At 37.3% G+C, this 24,082-nt stretch carries 21 protein-coding genes; 11 read left to right on the plus strand and 10 right to left on the minus strand.

Annotated elements, in window-relative coordinates:
• Positions 1-374, plus strand: a 374-nt coding sequence (locus ACXITR_RS06660) for a TRAM domain-containing protein (protein WP_457996455.1), incomplete at its 5' end; no start/stop codon positions are given.
• Between the two features lie 55 nt (positions 375-429).
• Here the strand turns inward: ACXITR_RS06660 and ACXITR_RS06665 are convergent.
• Positions 430-924 carry a hypothetical protein gene (locus tag ACXITR_RS06665; RefSeq protein WP_457996456.1) on the minus strand — a complete coding sequence of 165 codons (495 nt, stop codon included), beginning with the start codon at positions 922-924 and terminating at the stop codon, positions 430-432.
• 187 nt (positions 925-1,111) lie between these two features.
• On the opposite strand from ACXITR_RS06665, the gene ACXITR_RS06670 reads away from it, so the two are divergent.
• Entirely contained in the window at positions 1,112-2,083 is a 972-nt protein-coding gene (locus tag ACXITR_RS06670; RefSeq protein ID WP_457996457.1) for an NmrA family NAD(P)-binding protein, read from the plus strand.
• Positions 2,084-2,120: 37 nt separating this feature from the next.
• Here ACXITR_RS06670 and ACXITR_RS06675 read toward each other — a convergent pair whose 3' ends face one another.
• Entirely contained in the window at positions 2,121-3,032 is a 912-nt protein-coding gene (locus ACXITR_RS06675) for an AAA family ATPase (RefSeq protein WP_457996458.1), read from the minus strand.
• 102 nt (positions 3,033-3,134) lie between these two features.
• Between ACXITR_RS06675 and rsfS the strand changes: the two genes are divergently transcribed.
• The 3 genes from rsfS to ACXITR_RS06690 all read left to right on the plus strand — a co-directional run bounded on the left by rsfS (position 3,135) and on the right by ACXITR_RS06690 (position 5,194).
• Positions 3,135-3,560, plus strand: a complete 426-nt coding sequence (gene rsfS / locus ACXITR_RS06680; protein WP_457996459.1) for a ribosome silencing factor — start codon at positions 3,135-3,137, stop codon at positions 3,558-3,560.
• A gap of 158 nt (positions 3,561-3,718) precedes the next feature.
• The gene (locus ACXITR_RS06685; RefSeq protein ID WP_457996460.1) at positions 3,719-4,204 is read left to right on the plus strand and encodes a CGLD27 family protein; all 486 of its coding nucleotides are present in this window, start codon (positions 3,719-3,721) and stop codon (positions 4,202-4,204) included.
• Positions 4,205-4,240: 36 nt separating this feature from the next.
• Positions 4,241-5,194, plus strand: a complete 954-nt coding sequence (locus tag ACXITR_RS06690; RefSeq protein WP_457996461.1) for an asparaginase — start codon at positions 4,241-4,243, stop codon at positions 5,192-5,194.
• Positions 5,195-5,236: 42 nt separating this feature from the next.
• On the opposite strand, the gene ACXITR_RS06695 is transcribed toward ACXITR_RS06690, so the two are convergent.
• From ACXITR_RS06695 to ACXITR_RS06725, 7 genes are all read right to left on the minus strand, one after another.
• On the minus strand, positions 5,237-6,820 hold the full coding sequence (locus ACXITR_RS06695) for an Hsp70 family protein (protein WP_457996462.1): 1,584 nt from the start codon (positions 6,818-6,820) through the stop codon (positions 5,237-5,239).
• 100 nt (positions 6,821-6,920) lie between these two features.
• On the minus strand, positions 6,921-8,984 hold the full coding sequence (locus tag ACXITR_RS06700) for a thioredoxin domain-containing protein (RefSeq protein WP_457996463.1): 2,064 nt from the start codon (positions 8,982-8,984) through the stop codon (positions 6,921-6,923).
• 88 nt (positions 8,985-9,072) lie between these two features.
• On the minus strand, positions 9,073-11,100 hold the full coding sequence (locus ACXITR_RS06705) for a cation:proton antiporter (RefSeq protein ID WP_457996464.1): 2,028 nt from the start codon (positions 11,098-11,100) through the stop codon (positions 9,073-9,075).
• 197 nt (positions 11,101-11,297) lie between these two features.
• Positions 11,298-12,362, minus strand: a complete 1,065-nt coding sequence (locus tag ACXITR_RS06710; protein ID WP_457996465.1) for a mechanosensitive ion channel family protein — start codon at positions 12,360-12,362, stop codon at positions 11,298-11,300.
• A 380-nt stretch (positions 12,363-12,742) separates the two neighbouring features.
• On the minus strand, positions 12,743-13,453 hold the full coding sequence (locus tag ACXITR_RS06715) for a GUN4 N-terminal ARM-like repeat domain-containing protein (protein WP_457996466.1): 711 nt from the start codon (positions 13,451-13,453) through the stop codon (positions 12,743-12,745).
• A 42-nt stretch (positions 13,454-13,495) separates the two neighbouring features.
• Positions 13,496-13,987 (minus strand): adenylyltransferase/cytidyltransferase family protein, encoded by a 492-nt coding sequence (locus tag ACXITR_RS06720; protein WP_457996467.1) that lies wholly within the window; start codon positions 13,985-13,987, stop codon positions 13,496-13,498.
• A 9-nt stretch (positions 13,988-13,996) separates the two neighbouring features.
• Positions 13,997-16,099, minus strand: coding sequence for an IMS domain-containing protein (locus tag ACXITR_RS06725; RefSeq protein WP_457996468.1), 2,103 nt, complete (start codon positions 16,097-16,099; stop codon positions 13,997-13,999).
• A 201-nt stretch (positions 16,100-16,300) separates the two neighbouring features.
• Between ACXITR_RS06725 and ACXITR_RS06730 the strand changes: the two genes are divergently transcribed.
• The 3 genes from ACXITR_RS06730 to ACXITR_RS06740 all read left to right on the plus strand — a co-directional run bounded on the left by ACXITR_RS06730 (position 16,301) and on the right by ACXITR_RS06740 (position 18,909).
• Positions 16,301-16,630: a type II toxin-antitoxin system Phd/YefM family antitoxin gene (locus ACXITR_RS06730; RefSeq protein ID WP_457996469.1), complete on the plus strand. Its 330-nt coding sequence runs from the start codon at positions 16,301-16,303 to the stop codon at positions 16,628-16,630.
• The gene (locus ACXITR_RS06735; RefSeq protein ID WP_457996470.1) at positions 16,620-17,000 is read left to right on the plus strand and encodes a type II toxin-antitoxin system PemK/MazF family toxin; all 381 of its coding nucleotides are present in this window, start codon (positions 16,620-16,622) and stop codon (positions 16,998-17,000) included. Before ACXITR_RS06730 ends, ACXITR_RS06735 begins: the two co-directional genes overlap by 11 nt.
• 97 nt (positions 17,001-17,097) lie before the next feature.
• Positions 17,098-18,909 (plus strand): aspartate kinase, encoded by a 1,812-nt coding sequence (locus tag ACXITR_RS06740; protein WP_457996471.1) that lies wholly within the window; start codon positions 17,098-17,100, stop codon positions 18,907-18,909.
• A gap of 62 nt (positions 18,910-18,971) precedes the next feature.
• On the opposite strand, the gene ACXITR_RS06745 is transcribed toward ACXITR_RS06740, so the two are convergent.
• On the minus strand, positions 18,972-19,475 hold the full coding sequence (locus tag ACXITR_RS06745) for a salt stress protein, Slr1339 family (protein ID WP_457996472.1): 504 nt from the start codon (positions 19,473-19,475) through the stop codon (positions 18,972-18,974).
• Positions 19,476-19,617: 142 nt separating this feature from the next.
• Here ACXITR_RS06745 and ACXITR_RS06750 point away from each other — a divergent pair, with 142 nt between their 5' ends.
• The 3 genes from ACXITR_RS06750 (at position 19,618) to ACXITR_RS06760 (ending at position 24,055) form a co-directional block, all read left to right on the plus strand.
• Positions 19,618-21,204 (plus strand): IS1634 family transposase, encoded by a 1,587-nt coding sequence (locus tag ACXITR_RS06750; protein WP_457996473.1) that lies wholly within the window; start codon positions 19,618-19,620, stop codon positions 21,202-21,204.
• Positions 21,205-21,544: 340 nt separating this feature from the next.
• Complete coding sequence (locus ACXITR_RS06755) at positions 21,545-22,972, plus strand: hypothetical protein (RefSeq protein ID WP_457996474.1); 1,428 nt, start codon at positions 21,545-21,547, stop codon at positions 22,970-22,972.
• 141 nt (positions 22,973-23,113) lie between these two features.
• On the plus strand, positions 23,114-24,055 hold the full coding sequence (locus ACXITR_RS06760) for a hypothetical protein (RefSeq protein WP_457996475.1): 942 nt from the start codon (positions 23,114-23,116) through the stop codon (positions 24,053-24,055).
• Positions 24,056-24,082: the final 27 nt, after the last annotated feature.

Here is a 24,082-nt window from a genome sequence, read left to right on the forward strand (position 1 = left end):
AATTGGTAGAAGATATTGGTTTTGACCAATTGAATACGGCGGCTTATTCTCCCCGTCCTCAAACCCCCGCAGCGGAATGGGAAAATCAACTTAGTGAGGAGGTAAAGGGCGATCGCCTCGCGCGCCTAAATCACTTAGTATCGGTAAAAGCGGCGGAACGTTCTCAGCGTTATTTAGGTAAAATTGAGCAGGTATTGGTAGAAGATGTAAACCCCAAAGATGCTACTCAGGTGGTGGGTAGAACCGATGGTAATCGTCTTACTTTCTTTACTGGGGATATAAATGAGTTAAAAGGGAAAATTGTCCCTGTCAAAATTACTCAAGTAAGGGCTTTTAGTCTCACAGGGGAAGCCCTCAGCTTGGTGGAAGTGTAAGCGGTAGGGATTAGGTTTTAGTGAGTTGAAATTAACCCTATGACCTATTCCCCATTTATTTTTGAATAGCATCAATTATATTTAAAAGTTCCATGAGTTTTTCCTTAACAGATTCATGGGAATACTCGTCATCGGGGTGGGCTGGTTGTCCGGGTTTTTGGAAGTAGGGGCGATCGCCACTTATTTGTCCAGACTTAAGGTCAACCTGTCTCACAAAATCATAATAGATGTTCTCATTTGCCATAATGCCCTCAATAATATCCCGAAGAGCCGACAAAGGATCCGTTTCATGGCTACCAATATTAGTATCCGCCCCATCCACCATATTTTGCAAAACCGCTTGTAATGCGCCAGAGCTATCCCTGAGATTATTACTAATAAATAACTTAATCTCCGTTTTCAACCTAATAATAAAAGGCACAGGAGACTCTCCCTTCAAAAATCCTCCTCCCTCTTGCCCAATCAAGTCCGCCAAGGAAAACTCCCTCCCCCGTAAAGCATCCCGACGCAATTCCAAATCCTTTTCCCTATCTTGCTCTGACTCACCCATAATTCTTTTTTTTCAGGAGTTCCACCGTTGATAATACTTTGACTTGCCTTGGTTTATGGCATCATTTTGCTTTTATCTTCCCACAATTTTAAGGTAAACCTCAATAAATAAACAAAAATTAAATAAGAGCTTTTCTGATAAAATCTTAATGAAAGTTTAAAATATGTAAAATAAATTAATAATTATAATGAAAATATTAGTAGTTGGAGCAACAGGCACTCTGGGAAGACAGATTGTGCGCCATGCCCTCGATAATGATTATCAGGTAAGATGTTTAGTAAGAAGTAGTAGCCGAGCCAGTTTTTTAAAAGAGTGGGGAGCAGAATTAATCATCGGTGACATTTGCGATGCCGAAAGTTTACCCCCAGCCCTAGAAGGAATAGATGCGGTAGTGGATGCCGCCACCACAAGGGCTACCAGTTCATTAAGTATTAAGCAAGTGGACTGGCAAGGTAAAGTTAACTTAATTCAAGCCACCCAAGAAGCCAATATTAAACGTTATATTTTCTTTAGTATTATTAATGCCAAGGAATTTGAGAAAGTTCCCTTAATGAATATTAAATATTGTACCGAGCTATTTTTACAAGAATCAGGGTTAGACTACACCATTTTCCAACTCGCTGGATTTATGCAGGGTTTAATTCCTCAATACGGTATTCCTATTTTAGATAATCAGCCTGTGTGGGTGAGTGGGCAAAATACCCCCATCGCTTATATGAACACCCAAGACATTGCCAAATTTGTCATCAATGCCCTAGAAATTTCTGGCACCGAAAAACAAACTTACCCCATTATGGGCGATCGCGCCTGGAGCGGAGAAGAAATAATATCATTATGTGAAAAATTCTCAGGAAAAGAAGCAAAAGTATCCCGTATCCCCATAGGACTCCTCAGATTTTTAAGGGGCTTTACCCGTTGGTTTGGCTGGACATTGAACGCCTCAGACCGTCTTGCCTTTGCCGAAGTCATCGCAGGGGGGAAACCCATGGACGCACCCATGGACGAAGTATATGAAAAATTAAAGGTTGATAGAAGCGATATTACTAAACTAGAGGACTACCTACAAGAATACTTTACTCGTATTATGAAAAAAGTTAGGGAAATTGACCTAGAACAAAGCAAAAAGAAAAAGAAAAAGAAAAGCAGTTTCTTCAAATAAATTTATCTTGGTAGGGTGGGCAATGCCCACCAAAATATTAAGGCAAAGGTACCGTACGCAACAAACGGTCAATAATTACCTTGGGATTTCTTCCCCCCCGAGCAATCAAACGATGGGCCAACACATGGGGAGCTAAAAACTTCACATCATCAGGGGTTCCATACTCCCTACCCTCAATAAAAGCAAGGGCTTGGACAGCTTTTTGCATAGCCGATGTACCCCTAGGGCTTACCCCCAAACTAATTTCATCATCATTCCTCGATGTAGTGATCAAATCGACAATATATTTTTGCAACTCAGGGGCAACCTTAATCTTTTGACAAGACTTTTGTAAATCAATGACATCCTCCAAAGAAAGACAAGGGGTCAAATCATCCCCCATCAAACCCTTATCCAATTGTTTTTGTAACATCAAAAGTTCCTCATCAGGGGAAGGATAACCCACACTTAAAGAGATGGTAAAACGATCCATTTGTGCTTCAGGGAGGGGAAATGTTCCCTGATATTCCACAGGGTTTTGAGTGGCAATTACAAAAAAAGGATTAGGTACACTACGGGCTTCACCATCTATGGTAATTTGTTTTTCTTCCATTACCTCAAGTAAAGAAGACTGGGTGCGAGGGGTGGCACGATTAATTTCATCGGCAAGGAGAATATTCGCAAAAGCAGGACCGGGTAAAAATTCAAACTCTCGAGTGCTAGGATTCCAAATATTAGTACCCGTCACATCACTAGGTAATAAATCAGGGGTACATTGGACTCTCTGAAACCTACCATTAATGGACTTAGCGAGGGATTTTGCTAATAAGGTTTTACCCACCCCCGGAACGTCTTCAAGTAGGGCATGACCACCACTGAGGAGGGCTACCATAACTAATTTTATCGGTTCTTCTTTTCCCACGATCGCACGGGCTAAATTTTCTTGGAGGGCGGTAATTTTTTCTCTCATGGAGGCATTATGAATGGATTTTATCCCCTAATTATAGCAACGCTTCACCTTCTGCAAAGGATGGTTATAATAAGAAAAAATAGAATGTATAGTATTTTTTGAATGACTAAATCTGATCTACAAATAGAACATCAATCAAACCCCACAACGGACAATGTAAATAAACCTTTTGATAGTAAACAATTAGCTTTTATTATTGCTGATGCAGCAGATGATCGCAAGGGTACAGATATAAAAATTTTGGATGTTTCCGAGTTGTCTTATCTTGCGGATTATTTCGTAGTTATTACTGGTTTTTCTGTACCTCAATTAAGGGCAATTTCCCTTTCTATTGAAGGAAAAGTAAACGATGAAATGGGTATTGAGCCTATCAGAGTTGAGGGAAAAAGTGAAGGTAACTGGATTTTACATGATTATGGAGATGTGATCGCCCATATCTTTTTGCCTGAAGCCCGTGAATATTATGGTTTAGAAGCATTTTGGGGCAGGGCTACCACCGTTGATAATAAAGAATGGATGAATAATTAGTTACCACCAATGAGATATATAAAATTTAAGGGCAAGGGGTTTAAACCCCTTGTTTAGTAGTGGATGTAAAACAAGTGACGGTAAGAATAATTTACAATTGATAGTTGATGACTAATCTTGTTTCATTATCTATTATTAATTATCCATTACTCATTATCATGTCATTTTGTCCTGTACCAGTTGAGCAACAACCCGTTAATGAATATCAAGAATTAAGCAAATCTTGGTTTTTTCAGTGGGTAACACTACCCAAAACTAAATTTTTTTCCAAGTTATCGGGAGTGTGGAGTTTAAGTCTATTACTTACCGCCCCCATTTCTGGTGCTAGTTTTCCCCCCGATGAGCAAATTTTTCCTTTTCTGATTGCCAGTGCCATGGGTTCGGGTTTATTCGTCGCCTTTGTTTTGGTAAGGTTATATCTCGGATGGAAGTATATAGGCGATCGCCTCAAAAAAACAAAAATAGTTTACGAAGAATCAAGCTGGTATGATGGACAAGTATGGGAAAAACCCCTAGAAATTTATAATCGAGATCGATTGATATTTAGCTATCAAGTAGAACCAGTTTTAAAAAGATTAGAAAAAAGCGGTTTATTGCTCATCGCCCTGATGGTGAGTGGTATCATCCTATTTTGGTTAACGTAAGCAAAAATCGACACACAAACCCAAGCAAAATAATAAATGAGTAGATTAAAACGTAGTCCATATCCCCCCCTAGAGGTACATCTATTAAGAGAAGGTATCCCCGAATCTATCCACCAAGTGGAAGTTACCGTCGCCGATGATAAAGGACGTACCCTATGCGCAGCAGGAGATCCAGAAACTGTCACCTTCATTCGCTCCGCCCTTAAACCCTTTCAAGCCCTAGCGGTTTCTAGTACAGGAGTATTGGAAAGATTTGATCTCAATGATCAAGATTTAGCCATCATGTGTGCCTCCCACAAAGGTACCATCGAACAAGCTAGACAGGTATTTAACATCCTTTGGAAAGCGGATATTGACCCCAATGCGCTTAAATGCCCGATTCCCGAAGGAAAAGATAGCCCCCTCCAGCACAATTGCTCAGGGAAACACGCAGGAATGTTGGCCGCCTGTCAACAGCGTAACTGGAGTTTAGAAAACTATTTCCATCGCTCTAACCCCATACAGGGCTTAGTATTAAAGAAAATTTCTGAGTTGTTATCCATGCCCCCTGATGAGTTGATGGCGGCGAGGGATGATTGTGGGGTACCTACCTATGCCCTACCCCTTTCTCAAATTGCCACTCTTTATGCCAAACTTGCCTGTGGTAGTAACATTGACTTAGAAAGAATTTTACGAGCCATGACCCATAATCCCCATATGATAGCAGGGGAAGGGGCTTTTGATACAGAATTTATGACCCTTACCGAAGGGGCTTTAGTCAGTAAGTCAGGGGCTGAGGGGGTACAATGTATCGGTAATATTAGCCAAGATATGGGATTAGCCATTAAGGTATTGGATGGGGCAAGACGGGCAAAATATGCGGCGGCTATCCATGTTTGTAAGCAAATGGGGTGGATTTCCCCCGATGTGGCAGATAAGCTAGGGGATAAATTTTTGAAAATTGATGAATATCGCCGTCTGGAAGTGGCTGGAGAATGCACTTTTGTGTAGAGAGGTCGTTTTTACAAGGGGTTTAAACCCCTTACCGCTGGACTAACTAAGTTGGGCAACGGCACAATTATCCATGAGGGTTTCATTGGTTAACAAATCTTCTACGGTGATTTTTAGGGTACATTGTTCATCTACGGTGAATAATACTTTAATTCGATCACTCCCCGGAATACCGAGGGGATTTAACGGGGCGATGTTTCTTCCCCCTTCTTTATCGTTGAGGGGTTGTACGGTGGTAGTACCACTGCTTACCTGTTTTGTTACAATGCGATCGCCATCAAAATATACTTCCGTGCTGGTGGTTTCCTGCCCTAATTCCCCGATAATTAATTCGATACTGGGCTGATTTTCCACCGATGCACCGAGGTATAGGGGGATAGGATTTGCCATGGGATAGGGTTGCCCACTGGGGATAATGGTGTGCCAGTCGTGGCGATTTTTACGGCGATTCCAATAACGAATACCGTAACTATGGTAAAGAAAGTCTTTTATTTGTAAACCTTGTTCGATTTTTAATGCCCCCAGGGCAATGGCGGAAAAGGGGCGATCGCACTTTATTTTTTCTGGGCTAAAATATTGTTGTAACCAAGTTTGTAGGGCTGGAATTTGGCTACCTCCCCCCACCAGTAACACTTTTTCGATATTTTCTTTAACTACCCCATTACGTTGGGCTTGTTGTAGGAGGTTATCTATGAGCTTATCTAATTGCTCAAAAAATTGATTTTTATTTAATATTTGTTCAAAGGTTTTTCTATCTAAAGATAACTCATAGGTTTCTAAAGTGCGATCGTTAAAATAAACTTCTTCGGCGGTTTCTTCTTGGGACAATTTAATTTTTATTCTCTCCGCCAAGCGACTAATTAGACTAGATTTAGGTATATCTTTTTCTTGGTGAAAATAATCCATTAACCAGTTATCTAAATCAGCACCCCCTAAATTCATTCCTGCCTTAGCAATTACCTTGGCAACCTTATTTTTTTGAGCCGAACTTTTTCCTAAAACCTTTTCCCCCCATTTTAAAATAAATCCTTGGGCTTGTTTGCTTTTTCCTAACTCTAATTGTACTAAAGAAAAATCGATAGTTCCTCCCCCAAAATCCACCACTAAAATAAAATTATCTTGCTCCGTTTCATAGCCCAAAGCCGCTGCGGTAGGTTCATCAATAATCCTTACCTGCTCAATTTCCCATTTTTGACAGACATCCGTTAACCAATTTCGGTAACTCTCAAAGCTATCCACAGGGACAGTAATTATTAAAGAATCTGGCTTTTCTGATAATTCTTGTAAAATGCCAAATAAAAACCATTCCCCTACCTGTTCAAAGGTGATATTTTGCCCATCTAATTCTGGTAAAAAACCTTGAATATTTGAGCCTATACCCCTTTTAAAGTTCTTAAAAAATCTTTGATTATCACTAATATCTAAACCTTTATCTTTAACTTTTTGCCCTATTAATAAGTCTTTAATTTTAGCATTATTAACATATAATAAACTAGGAATTAATTCTGGATTATTAGTTGTTTTTTGAGCAATATTTGGTAATGTAACTACTTCCGTTGTTTGAGTTTCGGGATCAAATTTTGCAATAACCGTATTACTTGTACCAAAATCAATTGCGATCGCCATTATGCTATATTCTGAAAAAATAAATTTTATGTTAACAAAAAATCAAAAAAAATAATGGTTTTAAATTAGTAGGAATAATTATTTTCAAGAGAAAATAAACCTATTTAATTTCCCCAGATATTTTTACCTGTTCCACAATCTGCTCTTTACTGACAGCTGGTTCTAAACATGATAAACCACGACAAACCAAACCTACACTATTATTAGGAATATCTTTACTAATAGAAGGCATAAAACTAGGTAAATATAATTTGTTTAAATCCTCTAAAAGCTGTACATTACTTTTAACACTACTACCATCTAAAAACCATTTTAAACCCATAAATAAACTAGGACAACTGACAGGAGATTCACTCATTTTTTCCGAGAATATTTTTAAAGTTTTTTCGGCTTTATCAAAATAGTCTAAATTATCAGTCATTAATCCTAACCTAACTAGATTAGAAACTGCAATGCCATTAGGAGAAGGAGTAGCATTATCAATATAACCCTTTTCTCTAATTAATAGATCATTACTATTATCATGGGCATTATTATAATAACCACCATTTTCTTGATCATAACAAAAACGGTCAAATTCTTCTTGAACTTTAATAGCTTTTTCTAACCAATAGTTTCCAGCATTGAGGGAATTTTGCTGTAAATCCAGCAGGGCTTTAATTAAAAAAGCATAGTCTTCCGACTGAGCTAAAATACTAACCCTATTACCATAATTGAGACGGTGTAGCCTTTGATTTTCCCACTGATTTTTAAGAATAAATTTAACAGCCATATCAGCCATTTCTAAATATTTACTATCCCCAAAAACTCCATAAGCCCTTGCCAATCCCGAAATCATTAGGCTATTCCATGCCACAATCATTTTAGTATCGGTAACGGGGGGGATACGCCCCAACCATTCCAAAGATTTCGCTTCATCGTTATTACGTGCGGGGGCAAAGGTGGCTAACTTATCTGGTTTGCGCCCATAACGCATGGTAAAAAGTTTATCAAGGGCCGTTTTAATGATGGGGGTGATGGGTTTATCAGGATGTTTTTGTAAGACGTTTTTCCCTTCAAAGTTACCTTCATTACTGATGGTGAATACTTCTTGAAAAGCAATTAATTCTTCATGGCTAAGGATTTGTTGTAAATCGAGATAGTGCCAAATGTAAAAGTCTCCCTCCTCTGGCTCTTCATCTTGAATGTTAGCAAAGTTATCGGCATCTTGGGCGCTGTAAAAATAACCTTCAGGGGCGCTCATTTCCCTTTCTAACCAATGCAATGTACCTTCACAGGCAACCCGATATTGGGTGTTTTCTACCCCACTACTCCAAAGGTTGGCAAGAAATTCCATGATTAAACCATTATCATAGAGCATTTTTTCAAAGTGGGGAACTGTCCAAGTGGAGTCCACGGTATAACGATGAAATCCTCCCCCTACATGGTCATAAATTCCGCCGTTTACTAAGTCGATTCCTCTTTGGATGGCTAGTTGATGGGCTTTGTTGGCGCTCTCAGGAATCATGGTGTGGATGCCTAGGAGGGTGGTATTACTATAGGGCATCATGGGAAAACGAGGGGTGCCGTATTCGTTACGGGCAAGAATTTGACTATTTTTTTCTAGTCCTTGGATAAGGAGTTTGGGGGTAAGTTGGTTGTTTGGGGTGGGGTTAAGATTACTATTATTTTCGAGGATACCAATGATTTCTTGTTTGAGGGAGTTAAGTTTGTCGGTTTGTTGATGATAAAAGTTATGGATGGATTCGAGGATTTGGAGGAAACCGGGGCGCCCGTAACGGGGTTCGAGGGGGAAGTATGTGCCACCATAAAAGGGTACTAAGTCATCAGGGGTGAGGAAGATATTGAGGGGCCATCCTCCTTGCCCTGTCATCATTTGCAGGGCTTGCATATAGATGCTATCGATGTCGGGGCGCTCTTCCCTATCTACTTTGATGGGGATAAAGTTATTGTTAAGATAAAGTGCGATCGCACTGTCTGAAAATGCTTCCCCTTCCATAACCGTACACCAATGACAGCTAGAATAACCAATGGAAAGAAAAATAGGTTTTTGTTCCTGTTTTGCTTTTGTTAGGGCTTCTTCGCCCCAAGAATGCCAGTTAATAGGGTTATAAGCGTGTTTACGGAGGTAAAGACTTTGGGCATGGAGGAGATTATTGGGCATAGCTATCACTGGCTTTATCATTAACACTCTGATCTTATCAAAAATGAAAGTGAGGATAGATGTAGTTATGTTAACGGTTATTTTCCCATTAACGGATATTAACAATCATCAAAGAAATTTTTTCATTGCTACGGGCGATCGCCTGTGGTACAGTACCCAAAGCAGACCTACCAATGAGATGATTATCAATAGGATTAACTAACACCAATAAATCCCCTGTTTTCAACTCTTCCAATACCCTCTTGGTAAAATTACCCCGCATCTGTTGCACAGGTAACTCCGCCAAACTTTTATTAACCGTAGGGCTAGGTTTCCCCGATAAAACATGAATAATAAAAAACTCACTCTGTAACTGAGAAGATAAAGCCTGAGTAATATTCAAAACCTCTGGAAAACCCTTCATATTATGCTGATTATCGGCGATCGCCAAAATTACCCTTTGAGTATTTTTAATAGGCTTAGTAAAACGGGTAATCAACACCGTCACAGGGGAAAAATTAACCAAATTATCAATAATATTGCCAAACAAATTTTCCCGATAAGTAGAAAAACCCTTCCAACCACAAATAATCAAATTAGCATTGCGCTCTTGTGCCACATGAATGATACCCTCATCAATAGAACTATCAATACGGGCAATAGTTTCCACAGGAGTAGAAGTAGCATGGGCAATCATCTCCGCCGTAGCCAACAAATTTCCCTGATTTTCCTTCGTATTCGCAGAAATCGCCTCCCCTTGGTCAACTAAAATATTTAAAGGTAATAAAGTTCCCTTCGTCGCATTCACCAACAACAAAGCCAAATTAAGTAAATTATCCTCCGTATTGGGATTTGCCACAGGCACCAACACCCGATAAGCCTTGTTTTTTTCCTCCTCTTCCTCCACCATAGAAGAATCATTATCCCCATCCAAAGCCTTCTGCTGAACTTGTTTTAACTGCCCCCCATAACGCTCCGTCACCCATGGAGACACTACACTGGTAACTAAAATCATGGCAATGGTACCATTAACCGTAAACTCATCCACCAAATCAATTTCATAGGCAACAGTGATGGCCGCAAGGGTAGAAGCAGCTTGGGCTACCGATAAGCCAAACATTACCATGATGCTAGGCAAAGCAAACTTAAAATACTTTCCAATTACCCAAGCAGGAATAAACTTACCCACAATCGCCGCCACTATCATTACCGCAGAAACCAAAATTGAGCGAGGTTCTTCTATCAAGGTAGCAGGATTAACCAACATTCCCACAGAAATAAGAAATAACGGCACAAACAAAGTATTACCGATAAACTGAATACGATTCATCAGGGGGCTGAGGGGAGGAATCAGAGGGCGAATACCAATCCCAGCTAAAAATGCTCCGATAATCGGTTCAATTTCGATTAACCTTGCCACATAGGAAACCACAAATAAAGCAGCGATAACAAAAGTAAATTCTGCCCCTTCATCCCTTCCAAATTTTTTGAAAAACCATCTTCCCACCACGGGTAAACCAAAAAGAGTAGCAAAGGTATAAACCGTTAAACTAGGAATCAAGAATAACCAAAAGCCTAGGGTTAATTCCCCTTGATCCGCTTTTACCACCACCGCTAACACTAAAAGGGCGATAATATTTACAATTAAGGTACCCCCCAAAATAATTGTCACCACAGGGGTGCGCATGATGCCCTGTTTGATGGCGATGGGTAAAGCAAGAAGGGTATGGGATGCAAAACAGGAAGCAACTAAGACGGAGGCAAGAATATCGTAGCCTAGCACTAAAAAACATAGTGTACCTATTACCATGGGTACTAAAAATGTTCCTAGTCCAAAAATAGTGGCTTTTTTGCCGTTGAGCTTTAAATCATCAAGGCTGGTTTCTAACCCTGCCATGAACATTAGAAACAATAAACCTACGGTACTAAATAGTACAATGGTATTATCTCTTTCTAAGATACCTAATCCATGTTCTCCAATGAATACTCCTGCGATGATTAAACCGACAATGCCGGGGAGTTTTATTTTTTCAAAAACAAGGGGGGCTATTAATAATACAGCCATCATAACCAAAAAAATGGCTACGGGATCGGTAATGGGGCCGGGTAAGAAGGCAAAAAGTTGGTTTTGAATCATATATGTGAGTTTTGGGGGGAGTTAAGTTTTAATGTTGTTTGTAGTTTTGCTGGGGAATATTAACAATATAAATATTACGAGATAATCAGAAAGTTTGAAGATAAAAGATAGTTTTACGGTAAAGGGTAGTCTCAGAATAGGGGATATTCTCGAGAGCAAGGGGTTTAAAGTCTTTATGAAAAAAAGAAGGCTAAAATTTATATTTTGTCCACGGTTTTTAAAGTGTCTGGGCTGAGAAAATTGTTAGTAATAGGATAGGCTACTTTTATGTCTTCTTCTTGGTAGTTTTTATATAGGTTTTTAAGAAATTCATGGGTGATGATTAGTTTATCAAAATATTCATTGATTTTTAAGTAAACTACAAATTTAATGGCAAAGGGATCAAACTTTTCGTACCTCATAAAAGGTTCATAGTTTTTTATACCTCCTTCCACATTTTCCATCACATATTTAGCCGTTTCTAGGGTTACCTTTTCTACTTTTTCCAAGTCACTATCATAGCTAATACCAATCTCAATGGGTAATAACATGGATGTATTTTCAAGGGTATAGTTTTTAAAACTACCATTGACTACTTGACTATTCGGTATGACAGTAATGTTTTCGTAGATGTCTTTAACGATGGTGTAACGTAACTCTACATCGATAACGTATCCTTCTTCCCCTTGTTTAATCCTGATATAGTCTCCTACCCGAATTTTTCGAGCAAGGATGATGTTTACCCCCGAAATTAGGTTACTAAGGGTATTTTGAAAGGCTAAACCAATGGATAAACTACCCACCCCAAAGGCGGTAATTAGGGCGGTAATTTCTACGCCGATGGATTGGATAATGATTAAAAACCCTGTACTATAAATGATTACTTTGGTTAAGTATTCAAATAGGGAGCTAAGGGATACTGTGCTTTCGTTTTTAACGCTATAGGATTGTATTATACTAACTGCTAGGCGAGAAGCGAGGATGGTAGCCGCACTGAGGACAACGACAATTAAAGTGGTTTCTACCAAGGTATTGATGGATCTTGGTAAGTCTATTAGGGGCAATATAAGGGCGATCGCACCTGCCACTGACCAGACAAATATAATACCATTAAAAGCCTTCAAGGCAAAACTATATTGTCCTAGTTTAGGTCTAGTTTCTATATTTTCGACAATACTTTTTAGTCTATTTTCTATTATTAAACCGATGGCAATAACAACTATAAAAATAGAGATAGGAGTTAAAAACCTGATTAGTAAAGCTACATTTAATGGTTGTACCATAATAATTTAAGGTAAAATTGGTAATTATATAGCAATCCTATATTATTTATGAAAATTATTCTATTAAAAAAAGTCAACGGACAAAGGATAAGATCAAATTTAAAAAGATGAGCGAACTAATGGGAAAAAAAGATGCTAGAAAAAATTAACTTTAATTCAATTTAGCACACGTTAATTGTTGTAGTTAACCTAAGTACAAAGAATAACAAGAAAAAGTAAGGCGTAAGAGAAAAATTAAAGAGAATCACAAATTAAATTCTCTTTCTACGAACAAATATAGCAGACTCAAAAAAAAATCATCATGATACCTCTCAAATGCTGTCAATATCATGGAAGGTTTTTTGTCAACATTGGGATCATTTTACCAAGGAAAAACTATGTTAAACTTTCCCCGTAAGAACATTTTCCGTAGTCCAGGCAGGATGGGCAAATAAAGCATCAATTTCCCTGACACCTCTTAACTGATTAGAAAGGGGTAAATGTCCGAGGGGAGCGCTCAAATCCCAGATAAATTCTTGGGGATATTTTGTCCATCTATTACCATCTTTCCATTTTAATTTTGCCCACAATTCGATGTAGTCTTTACCTTGGGAGAGCCAAATTTTTCTTTGGACACTATAGCCAAATTTTCCCTCAGAATAAACATTCCACAACAAATCAATGGTCTGTAAATCTTGGACTGGAAATTTTGCAATTTCAGTAAAATAAAGCCACTTTCTTTGAACTGCTTTTTGTCCTGCTATTTCACAAAGTTTAACTCTAGTTAAAACATCTGCTTTTTGATATTCCTTAACGGTTAAAAGTTCTTGTAGTTCTGAATAGTCTATATTTGTAGATGATTGGGTTTCTACTATTCCTTGGGGTATTTTATCAGCAATAAAATTATTATTTTCCTCATTATCACTATTTTTTAAGGCTTGATATATTTTACCTAAAACTGGAGTGGGTGGTTGTCCTTGAGATGAAGATAAAAACTCTTTTAGAAACTGGTATCCGTCTTCCCCTTGGGCGATAATATCATCAATAAGTTTTAGTTGATTTTTATTAGATGCCTGATTAAATTTTTCTGTAATAGTCCCTAATTCATTCATGTTTACTAAAGTTTAATTACCTATCTGCACTAATGCTATATTTTATTTATTAATATCTAAAATTTTGTTGATAATTTTAGTGGTTGAAGTTGGTATTTCAATGTCAACCAGTTTAATTTTACCACCATAGGCGAATACCGCAGGGGATTCGGGCAAAGTTTCAATTTGATAATCTCCCCCTTTCACATATATATCTGGTTGAAGGGTTTCAATAATTTTAGTAGCGGTGGTTTCATAAAAAATAACTACTCCGTCAACACTACCCAAGGCGGTTAAAAGTTCTGCCCTTTGGGCTTCAGGAATGATGGGGCGCTCTGGTTTCCCTTGGCTGGGGGGTTTGATTTGTTGTACGCTGCGATCGCCATTTACCCCCACAATTAAAGTTTTACCTTGATTTTTAGCTTCTTGGAGATAACGAATATGTCCCACATGGAGTAAATCAAAGCAACCATTAGTAAAAACAAGGGGGCGCCACTGGTGGGGATTTTGATCAATAATCAATTTTAACTGTTCTAAGGGGTATATTTTGCTCATAAACTGGCACTAATTAATAATTTGACTGTTCCTGATTAACCAACGATTATTAACCCTAATAAGCTCATATCTGACCAATAAATTAGAATCATAGGATTGTTGATTATTTAATTGTCCATTGCTAAAGTATTGAGAGTTTTCCCTCACCCTCGCCGTGATATTTGCTTCCATATTATTTTGGGGGTTAATATTTACTTCCTCAATGGTTACATCATGGTCATAGCGACGATAAGCATTTTGATTGCGTAGGGTGTTTATATTACCACGCCAAATGGACAAAAAGGGATCTGCCAAAACATTTTCTAAAGCCCCTAGGTTATAATCTGGTCCTGTTGCCAAGGCTTTTGCTTCTAGCCAACCATTAACAATTTCTAGGGCGCTCACAGCGGATAAAGGTGCTTGGGAAGCATCTTCGGCGACTAATTCTTCGGGTAATTCGATGAGAGGTTGATTTAAAACTATTTCGAGACTATCTTCACGGAATGGGTTAAAAAGTCGATAAAACAGAACGGAAAATATACCTAATAGAATTAGCAATACTACTAATATCATCATCGGTGATGAGAAGCTATTGGTGGACGATGTTTCTTCCTTTTCCTCCAAAGAGTCATCCATGACAAAAGGCTCTGCTGATTCATCATCATCAATGCTTGCTTCAAGGAAGGAGGAGAAACCCACTAGGGAAGAATCTTCTTCTATTTCCTCTATTTCGGCGGGGGAGGTGTCGGAGGTGATGGGGATTGCTGGGGAAGGAAGGGGAGTTTCTTGGGGATTAAATTCCTGAGGATAATCTTTTAATAAGGATAAGGGATCTTGCTCATCCATGGGGGCAATTTCGGGGGGGGCTATTTGTTCGAGGGCCCGTTGTAGTCGAGGGTCATTAAAATATGCTTGAATGGATGATGATTCTTTATCTAGGTTTTTGAAGTGGGGAAATAGCTCTTCTTTAAACCAATTTTCAGCATAGACAATCAACCCCGGCACTATGTCAGGAGAGCCTTTAGAAAGTTGTTTGATGTATTTAACTTTTTTTGATTCATAGCTATGGTTGAGTAGTTTTTCTGCTTGATTAATGTTTCCTAATAATAATGAGCAGATGGATTGTTCAAGATATACGTCTTGATATTGGTTAAGATGATCAAGGATATTTTGAGCTTGGATTATTAGGGTGGGTTTTCTTTCTACAAAACCTCTCACCATGAGGGCATTAACGGTAAGATAGGTGGCAGCGATGGATGGTCTTGATGATTCTTGTTTAAATAATTCTTCTTGTTCCAGGGGGGTTAGGTAGGTTCTAACTTCTTGTAAAAATCTTAAAAAGTCTTCGGTGTTTAATCCTGATTGATCTGGTTGTTTACCTTCTATACCTTGCCTTGAGTTTAACATTTTTTGGAGCAGGGCGATCGCCTTTTGTCTGTCCACCAGTTGAGAGTCTGCCTTGGAGATTAGCTCAATAATTTCATAGGGGCGAACTTTTTGTAAATCACTATCAATTTCTTGACGAATGGGAATAAAGACATTTTCTTGCTCTAGGATAGCATCGGCGGCTAAAAGGTAAAGACTCGCATTTTCATATTCCCGCTGATGCCATTTTTCTTTGGCAAGGTCTAAATAGGCACTGATAACGGTTAAAATTAAATCTTGCCACCATAATTGTAGTTGATTGGTGTCGGTGCTGATTTCCTCAAGGGACTCTTTTCCTTCTAAAAAAGATTGGGCGATGTTGAGTAGTAATTCATATTCTCCTAACTCCTGCAACATCATCAATGCCCCAAGGAGTAAATCTCCGTCCGCTTCGATGGTGGGAGTAACAATGGACGTTTCCGAAAGACTAAGGGCATCATCAATGCTCATATCCATATTACCATCACCGTTAATGATGGCAGAACCATTGGAAGGGAAAATTTCATCGTCATACTGTTGACGGCTTTCCTCGTCCTGTAACACGGCATGAGCCAATTTTATGAGGTTTTGACGAGAGGCGATCGCATATTGACTATATTCACTACGGGGCAATTGTAGCATACGATCTTCGTAAGCCTGATGAATCAAATTATCCTCTGCCTGAAGAGGCACACCAAGGATGCGGTAATAGTCTAAGGGTATTTGCACGGTTTACCTAAGTTTTGATGATGATGGTTTGCTCACTTACCATAATAAATAACCATAAAGGTGACTAAGTGACAACAAAATTCTACCCTAGTTCGATCTAAAATTGCGGATTGGAACCCTAGGTTAACACCTTCGGCTTTTGCTTTACCACGAGCTTTATTTTAAAATTAGCTAAAATAGTTAAGTTATTGGGAAAAAATTATGAAAAATTTAACGGCCACACAAGCAAAAAATAGCTTTGGAATGTTATTAGATTGGGCAAGACAAGAACCTGTATTAATTAAAAAACAAGGGCGTAAAGTCGCTGTTATCTTATCAATCGAGGAATATCAACGCTTATCTACCCCTGAAAAATTTTCAGCTAATTTAGATGATAGAGATTTAACCCTTGCCGAAAAATTAGCTATGTTAAAATCACCAAAGGAAGAAAGAGCCAATATTTTAAAAAATAGTGTCGAAAAAATCTTATCCCACTACGCAGAAGATAAACAACGGCAAGACTTAGAGGGAGGAGATTTTATTGATTATTAACAAAACTTTGCCAAGAAAAAGAGAAATATGGTTAGTTAATTTAGACCCTACTTTAGGAGCAGAAATAAAAAAAACTCGTCCTGTTATAGTCATAAATTCTAATGCCATGGGTAAACTACCATTAAAATTAGTTGCCCCCATAACTGACTGGAAAAGCCATTTTAACCAAAACCCTTGGCACGTGAAAATCACCCCTAATACCCAGAATAATTTAACTAAAACTTCTGCGGTTGATGCTTTACAACTAAGAGGAATTGATATTCAACGCTTTATCAAAAAAATAGGTATTATTTCCGCTGAAGAAATGCAAAGTATTGCCCTTTCAATTATCACCATAATAGATGTAGATTTAGATCTATTTCTATCCTAGACATTCTGTGACAAGATTTAAGACATAGCATAGAAACAAGATCTAGGTTAATATTAGTAAGTTATTGCTGTTGTGATGTAAAAATCTAGGTTCAGATATGGCGCTAATTGTCCAAAAATATGGTGGTAGTTCTGTAGGCTCTACGGAGAGAATAAAAGAAGTTAGTAAGCGGATTTGTGCAACCGTTAAACAAGGAAATCAGGTTGTAGTAGTAGTTTCTGCCATGGGGAAAACTACCGATAGTTTGGTCAAGTTGGCGCAGGAAATTTCTAGTAGTCCTTGTCGTCGGGAAATGGATATGTTGTTGTCCACAGGGGAGCAGGTTTCCATCTCGTTGCTTAGTATGGCTCTACAGGAAATGGGACAACCCGCCATCTCTCTCACGGGCGCCCAAGTGGGTATCGTCACAGAAGCCCATCACAGCAAAGCTAGAATTTTAGAAATTAAAACCGAAAGAATTAATAAGCACCTTGGGGAAGGAAAGGTTATTGTGGTGGCAGGTTTCCAAGGTATTAGTAATCTTCAGGAGTTGGAAATTACGACCCTCGGTAGGGGGGGGTCGGATACTTCGGCGGTGGCTTTGGCTGTCGCCATTGGGGCTGATTGTTGCGAAATTTATACGGATGTACCGGGTATTTTAACCACTGACCCCAGAATTGTCCCGGAAGCTCAACTCTTGTCGGAGATTACCAGTGATGAGATGCTGGAGTTGGCAAGTTTGGGCGCGAAGGTGTTGCACCCTCGGGCGGTGGAAATTGCCCGTAATTTTGGGATGCCTTTGGTGGTCAAGTCTAGTTGGACGGATGATGTGGGTACTAGGGTAATTTCTCCCCCAAATCAGGGGCGCTCATTAATCGGTTTGGAGATTACTAAGGCGGTGGATGCGGTGCAATTTGACTCAGATCAAGCTAAAATAGCCCTTCTCAGGGTTGCCGATCGCCCCGGGGTAGCTGCCAAGTTGTTCGGGGAAATAGCCCGTCAGGATGTGGATGTGGACCTAATTATTCAGTCTATCCATGAGGGGAATAGTAATGATATTGCCTTTACGGTGGTTAAGGGGATGTTACCCCACGCTGAAGCGGTGGCAAATGCGATCGCCCCTATCCTTGATGAAAACGGTACCACCGATATTTTAGTGGAACAAAAAATTGCCAAAATAGCCATCGCAGGGGCAGGGATGATTGGCAGACCTGGTATTGCGGCTCAAATGTTTCGGGCTTTGGCGGAGGCAGGGGTAAATATTCAAATGATTTCCACCTCCGAGGTGAAGGTTAGTTGTATTGTTAATCAGGATGAGTGCGATCGGGCGATCGCCTCTTTGTGTGATACTTTTAACATTGATAGTTCTAATATCACCTACAGCGAAGAAAAGCAAAACCAAGATCACCTCGTACCCGTCAGGGGAGTTGCCCTTGACAAAAATCAAGCTCAAATTGCTATCCTCTATGTACCAGATATACCGGGTATGGCTGCCAAAATTTTTACTACCCTCGCCGATGAAAATATCAGTGTTGATATGATTATCCAATCTCAACGGTGTCGCCTAGTGGATGGAATACCCATGCGCGATATTGCCTTTACCGTCGCTTCCTCCGATGCCCCCCAAGCCATGGAAGTTATCAATAAATTACAAGATACTCTCAAATTTAGACAAGTTGCGATCGATGACAACATCGCCAAAGTAAGCATTGTCGGCTCAGGCATGGTAGGGCATCCCGGTATCGCTGCTCAATTTTTCAGCGCCCTTGCCCACGAAAAAATTAATATCTCCATGATTACCACCTCAGAAATTAAAATCAGTTGTGTGGTATCCCAAGAGCAAGGCATTCAAGCCCTCAAAGCCGTCCATAAGGCATTTAACCTCGGCACAGAAGTACAAGCGGATATTCCTGCCGTAAGCTGGAAATAAAAAAGTTATCTTGCTTAAGTAATTAATTTTCGGCGTTACTTAATACTGAGATGAAGTAATGCCTAATTTTCTAAGGCTTTAAGGTAATCCATAGCAGCTTTTAGTTTTGAATCATAGGACATGGCAAACTGAGAAAACCAGAATCCCTCATCGGAATTAATATCTAGGTTTTTTAACCAAACTTCAGCTTTTTTGGTTAACTGCTCTATCTTTTGAGCTTCTGCCCTTGCTAACTCTTCCTTCCTTCTTGCCTCTGCCTTAGCTTTCCTCTGGGCTTCTAATTCCTTCTTTTTAATTTCCTCAAAATCATTACTGGAAATTTGATCACGGGGCTTAATTTTTTCTTGTAAATTCTGAGTTAAAGAAATTAAAGCATCATCTACCGCAGAAAATTTCTGAGAGTTATTTTTTATGGGCTTTTTTTGTTGAAACTTAGCCTCTATATCTGCGAGTAAATCATCCGATGGCTGATTCTTTTGGGGAACAGATGAAGATTTTTGTTGATACTGATCGGTTAAACTTGCTAAAACAGAATCAATAGGATCATTTTCTGCTGGATGAGTCATGATTGAATTAGCTTAACTTAATTTTGCCTTTGCTCTATTATATGCTCTTTAACCCACCTTCCGCATAGTTCAAGAAAAAGCAAAAATACGACAAAAGACGTGATGGAATAGAATAAATTAATCTTAAGATAAGTCTAGGAAAATGTCTGAATCAATAAACATTGAAATAGAAAATATTGATCATTTAGGTATAATAGCTGGAATAGTAGACGAGGTAGGAGTTGTAGAGATTATCAACAAAAAACTACCATCCTATCCGACAGAAAAAATTAGTAAAGGATTAGTAGTCAAGGCAATGATTCTCAATGCCTTGGGTTTTGTATCTCAGCCATTGTACCTATTTTCAGAGTTTTTTAACGATAAAGCAATAGAAAAATTACTAGGAAAAGAAGTAAAAAAAGAATACTTAAATGATGACAAATTAGGGAGAAGTTTAGATGAACTATACGAATATGGACTAAGCAATTTGTTCATAGAAATAGTCATAGAAGTAATAAAAAAATATCAAATAAAAAGTAATTATCATCACTTAGATTCCACATCATTTCATGTGGATGGTAAATATGAGAATGAAGAAGAAGAAGAAAATAGAAAAACCATCAAAATATGTCATGGGTATTCAAGAGATAATCGTCCAGATTTAAAACAATGTGTATTAAATTTAATAGTATCAGGGGACGGAGAAATACCATTATGGATGAAATCAGGACAAGGAAATCAAAGTGATAAAAAAGAATTTGTCAAGATAGTAAAAGAGTATAAGAAAAGTATAGAAATAGAGAGCATAACAGTATGTGATAGTGCCTTATATAGTCAAGAGAATATCCAATTACTAGGGGAAATGAAATGGATAACAAGAGTACCATTAACAGTAAAAAAAGGGAGAGAATTAGTAGAAAAAGAAGAAATATTATGGACAGAGATAGAAAATGAGCAAGAACAAGAATTGAAAGAAAGAGGTTATGAATGGAAAATAATCAAGGAAAACTATGGGGGAATAAACCAGAGATGGTTAGTAGTAGAAAATAAAAAAAGAAAAGAAAGTGATCTTAAAAAAATAAGAAAAGCAATTCCCCTAGAAAAAGAGGAAGTAGAAAAAGAGAAAAAGAGAATATCTAGAAAATTGTGGTGCGATAAAAAAGAATGTGAACGAGAAATAAAGAAAAAGAGTAAAAGGTTTAAATATTATGAGTTAGAAATAGAAGAAATTAGAAGACAAGAGAAAGGAAAATATGAAGTAAGTATAGTGGTAAAAGAGAAGGAAGAAGAAATAGAAAAAAAGAAAAATCAAGCAGGAAGATTTATCTTAGCAACCAATGTAATGGAGGAAGAAAGATTAAAACCATGGGAAATACTATGGGAATATAAACAACAACAAAAAGTAGAAAGAGGATTTAGATTTTTAAAGAATCCTTTATTTTTTACCGAGAGTTTTTATGTAAAAAAGGTAGAGAGATTGGAAGGGATATTATGGTTAATGTCCTTGAGCTTATTGATATATAACCTAGCTCAAAGAGAAATGAGAAAAGAATTAAAAAGAAGAAAAGTAGGATTGAGAAACCAATTAGGAAAAAGAACAGAAAAAGTAACAATGAGATGGATATTCCAATGCTTTCAAGGAATCTATCTGGCAAAAATAAATAAAGAAGAAAGAATCGTAAATATGAATAAAGATAGAGAAGAAATATTAGAATATTTACCAGCAAAATGTCGTGAATATTATCAATAAAAAACCTTAATAGTTAGGAAAACATCAACAAAAATAAGAGCCATTACAACATAAAAAAAATTGATGGCATAGGTTTGTGGTGGAAAAACATAGAAATAGTCCAAGAGTAAAATAGCAGAGAAAAAGACATTAAAGATAAATTTTACTCAAACCATTACAAATAGCTCATCTTGTTTATGTCATTTTATTTGTGACAAAATGAAGTGCGGAAAGTCGGCTTTAACCACCGTAAGCATAGTGCTAGTGCTGTTATTCATTTTTATTATAATTTTTTTAGCCTAAAATTTACTGGTTAAATAATCTACAATTATTGTCTAATTTCTCTAAAATAAAATTATCAATGACTATATATAACAAACTTATTCGAGATAAAATTCCTGAAATTATTAAAAATAATAATAAACAGTGTGAAATAAAAAAACTTTCCGTTAGGGAATATAAACAATCATTAAAAAATAAATTATTAGAGGAAGTTTACGAAGTTTTAGAAGCAAATAATACTAAAGATTTAATAGATGAAATAGCAGATGTTTATGAAGTTTTATCTGCAATAATAAAAGTGTATGAATTGAATGAAGAAGAAATAAAAGAAGTACAGAAGGAAAAAGGGGAAGAAAGAGGGATTTTTGATAAAAGAATACAATTAATTTCAGTTTATGAGAATAATATAATTAAACAAGATTTAAATAAAAATATCAACATTGAAAAGGATTTACATAATTATTTATACAAAAATATTGATCAAAAAATAGCCAATAATTTAGATCAAAATTCAGATTTATTAAGACAAGTTTTTTCTGCCATAGCAAATGAGAATCCTTTATGGTTAAGTTTAAAATTATCCGTCGAGTGGGGCGGTTTACAGGTTAATAAAAGAGACTTTTTCACATCTAAAATGATGATGGCAAAATATTCAGGGGCTTTAGCTTTTTTACAAGCACAACATCAAACAGCGGTAGGAATATTATCTTCATCTGAAAACGAAATTATTAAACAAAGATATTTACCAAAAATTGCTAAAGGATTAAGTTTTTGTGGGGTCGCTTTTTCCCATTTGCGTCGTTTAAAAAATCCTCCTTTACGGGCAGTAGTTGATGAAAAAGGTTATCGATTGACAGGAAACATTTTTTGGATTACAGGATTTAATATTTTTGAGCATTTTGTGGTGGGAGCCATTTTAGAGGATGGTAGAGAATTATATGCGATCGCACCTTTTGCTAGTACCAACAAAAATGGAGGCAAAATAACCATTAATAAAACCATGAGATTAGGGGCAATGGCATCAACTAATACCGTCAGTGCAACCATGGAAAAATGGTATATTCATCATGATGATATTATTAGAATAAATCCTCCCCAAACTATTGTTAAAGATAGTGAAAAACAAGTATTAAATAATAGTGCTTTTGCCCTTGGTTGTGCCATGGCAAGCCTTGATTTAATAAAAGAAAATGCCGATAAACTAGAACTTGAATCAGTATTTTTTAATTACGAAAAATTAACCACAGAATTAAATAATTTGAAAGAAAATATCTTGACAGAAATCGAAAATCCATCAAAAACTCCTCAGCAGAAACTAACTTTAAGAGCAAAAGCCATCAACTTAGCTTTTCGTTGCACCCAAGGGGCAGTAATCACTAGCAAAGGTTCAGCTAATTTACAAGATAATACCGCCCAAAGATTGTATAAAGAGGCTTTAGTTTATAGTGTTTCCGGGCAAACCATTCCTATTTTAGAAAAAAGTTTTGAGTTGACTACGAAAAAATAGAAAATATTCTCTCTAATCTAAGATATGAAATATATGAGACTTTATCATATCACGAATTATGTTGACTAAATAAATTTGATAGGCTAGCATTTACTAATCAATTCTTTAACTTTTCAACCTTTTTCAATAGGTAATTTTCATATGAATTCTCCCACTTGCTCCCTTTGGATTTTGGTTGCTAGAACAGATATTCCCTTCATGATGTTCACAATTCCTCATTTAATCAGAATGAGTAATTTTCCTTTTACAGAAAAGGTTTTGGCGGTTGATACAGCCCCATTATCAGGGGATAAGGTAAATCGTCCGGGGGTGGGTACAATGGAACAATTAAGAAAAAATACTCAAGAACTGTTAGAGAAAGGAATAGTTGATAGGGTTGTTGATATTAATTATGATGACGAATATCGCCGTAAAGTCTATCAAAAGCATTTTGGCTTCCCTTTGCATCAGAGTCATAACTATAAAGGTTATCCAATTTTAGGAACTGTATTCACCATAGAAGAACCTAAAACAGACTATATGTTACATTTTGATAGTGATATGCTCTTATATCAAAATCAAGATTTTTGTTGGATACACGAGGCAATTAAACTATCAGAAAAACATCCAGAAATTATGTCTTTTCGTCCTCTGACGGGGCCTCCATTAGAAGATAACACAATGTATCAAAAACAAAGTTATGAATATGATATGGATGGTTTTTATAAGTTTAAGTTTTTTGGTAGTAGAGCATATTTAATTAATAAAAAAACTTTTGATAAGTTGTTACCTTTACCGATTATTTGGCGACCTTACCGACAAAAGTTTATGGAAAAGTTGCCTACTAAATTACAAACATTATTAAATTACATTTTTCAGAAAGGAAAGTTAGACTCGTGGGAAGTAATGGTGTCTAAACAATTAGAGAAGAACAATTTTTGGCGGGGGGTTTTGGCCGATAAAAGAGCTTGGACTATTCATCCCAAAGATAGAAGTCCTGAATTTATTAAGGCTTTACCAAATATTATTCAGAGAATTGAAGGGGGAAATTTTCCACCCGATCAAGCGGGGCATTATGATTTGATTTCTGAATTATGGTACTAGTTACATATTTTTTATATCCTTAAAATT

The sequence above is a fragment of the Cyanobacterium sp. genome (genome assembly GCF_054166785.1).

Bases quoted from the DNA above. Each gene is read 5' to 3' on its own strand.
- ACXITR_RS06665 (WP_457996456.1), bottom strand. From the start codon at position 924: ATGGGTGAGTCAGAGCAAGATAGGGAAAAGGATTTGGAATTGCGTCGG.
- ACXITR_RS06670 (WP_457996457.1), top strand. From the start codon at position 1,112: ATGAAAATATTAGTAGTTGGAGCAACAGGCACTCTGGGAAGACAGATT.
- ACXITR_RS06675 (WP_457996458.1), bottom strand. From the start codon at position 3,032: ATGAGAGAAAAAATTACCGCCCTCCAAGAAAATTTAGCCCGTGCGATC.
- rsfS (WP_457996459.1), top strand. From the start codon at position 3,135: ATGACTAAATCTGATCTACAAATAGAACATCAATCAAACCCCACAACG.
- ACXITR_RS06685 (WP_457996460.1), top strand. From the start codon at position 3,719: ATGTCATTTTGTCCTGTACCAGTTGAGCAACAACCCGTTAATGAATAT.
- ACXITR_RS06690 (WP_457996461.1), top strand. From the start codon at position 4,241: ATGAGTAGATTAAAACGTAGTCCATATCCCCCCCTAGAGGTACATCTA.
- ACXITR_RS06695 (WP_457996462.1), bottom strand. From the start codon at position 6,820: ATGGCGATCGCAATTGATTTTGGTACAAGTAATACGGTTATTGCAAAA.
- ACXITR_RS06700 (WP_457996463.1), bottom strand. From the start codon at position 8,984: ATGCCCAATAATCTCCTCCATGCCCAAAGTCTTTACCTCCGTAAACAC.
- ACXITR_RS06705 (WP_457996464.1), bottom strand. From the start codon at position 11,100: ATGATTCAAAACCAACTTTTTGCCTTCTTACCCGGCCCCATTACCGAT.
- ACXITR_RS06710 (WP_457996465.1), bottom strand. From the start codon at position 12,362: ATGGTACAACCATTAAATGTAGCTTTACTAATCAGGTTTTTAACTCCT.
- ACXITR_RS06715 (WP_457996466.1), bottom strand. From the start codon at position 13,453: ATGAATGAATTAGGGACTATTACAGAAAAATTTAATCAGGCATCTAAT.
- ACXITR_RS06720 (WP_457996467.1), bottom strand. From the start codon at position 13,987: ATGAGCAAAATATACCCCTTAGAACAGTTAAAATTGATTATTGATCAA.
- ACXITR_RS06730 (WP_457996469.1), top strand. From the start codon at position 16,301: ATGAAAAATTTAACGGCCACACAAGCAAAAAATAGCTTTGGAATGTTA.
- ACXITR_RS06740 (WP_457996471.1), top strand. From the start codon at position 17,098: ATGGCGCTAATTGTCCAAAAATATGGTGGTAGTTCTGTAGGCTCTACG.
- ACXITR_RS06745 (WP_457996472.1), bottom strand. From the start codon at position 19,475: ATGACTCATCCAGCAGAAAATGATCCTATTGATTCTGTTTTAGCAAGT.
- ACXITR_RS06750 (WP_457996473.1), top strand. From the start codon at position 19,618: ATGTCTGAATCAATAAACATTGAAATAGAAAATATTGATCATTTAGGT.
- ACXITR_RS06755 (WP_457996474.1), top strand. From the start codon at position 21,545: ATGACTATATATAACAAACTTATTCGAGATAAAATTCCTGAAATTATT.
- ACXITR_RS06760 (WP_457996475.1), top strand. From the start codon at position 23,114: ATGAATTCTCCCACTTGCTCCCTTTGGATTTTGGTTGCTAGAACAGAT.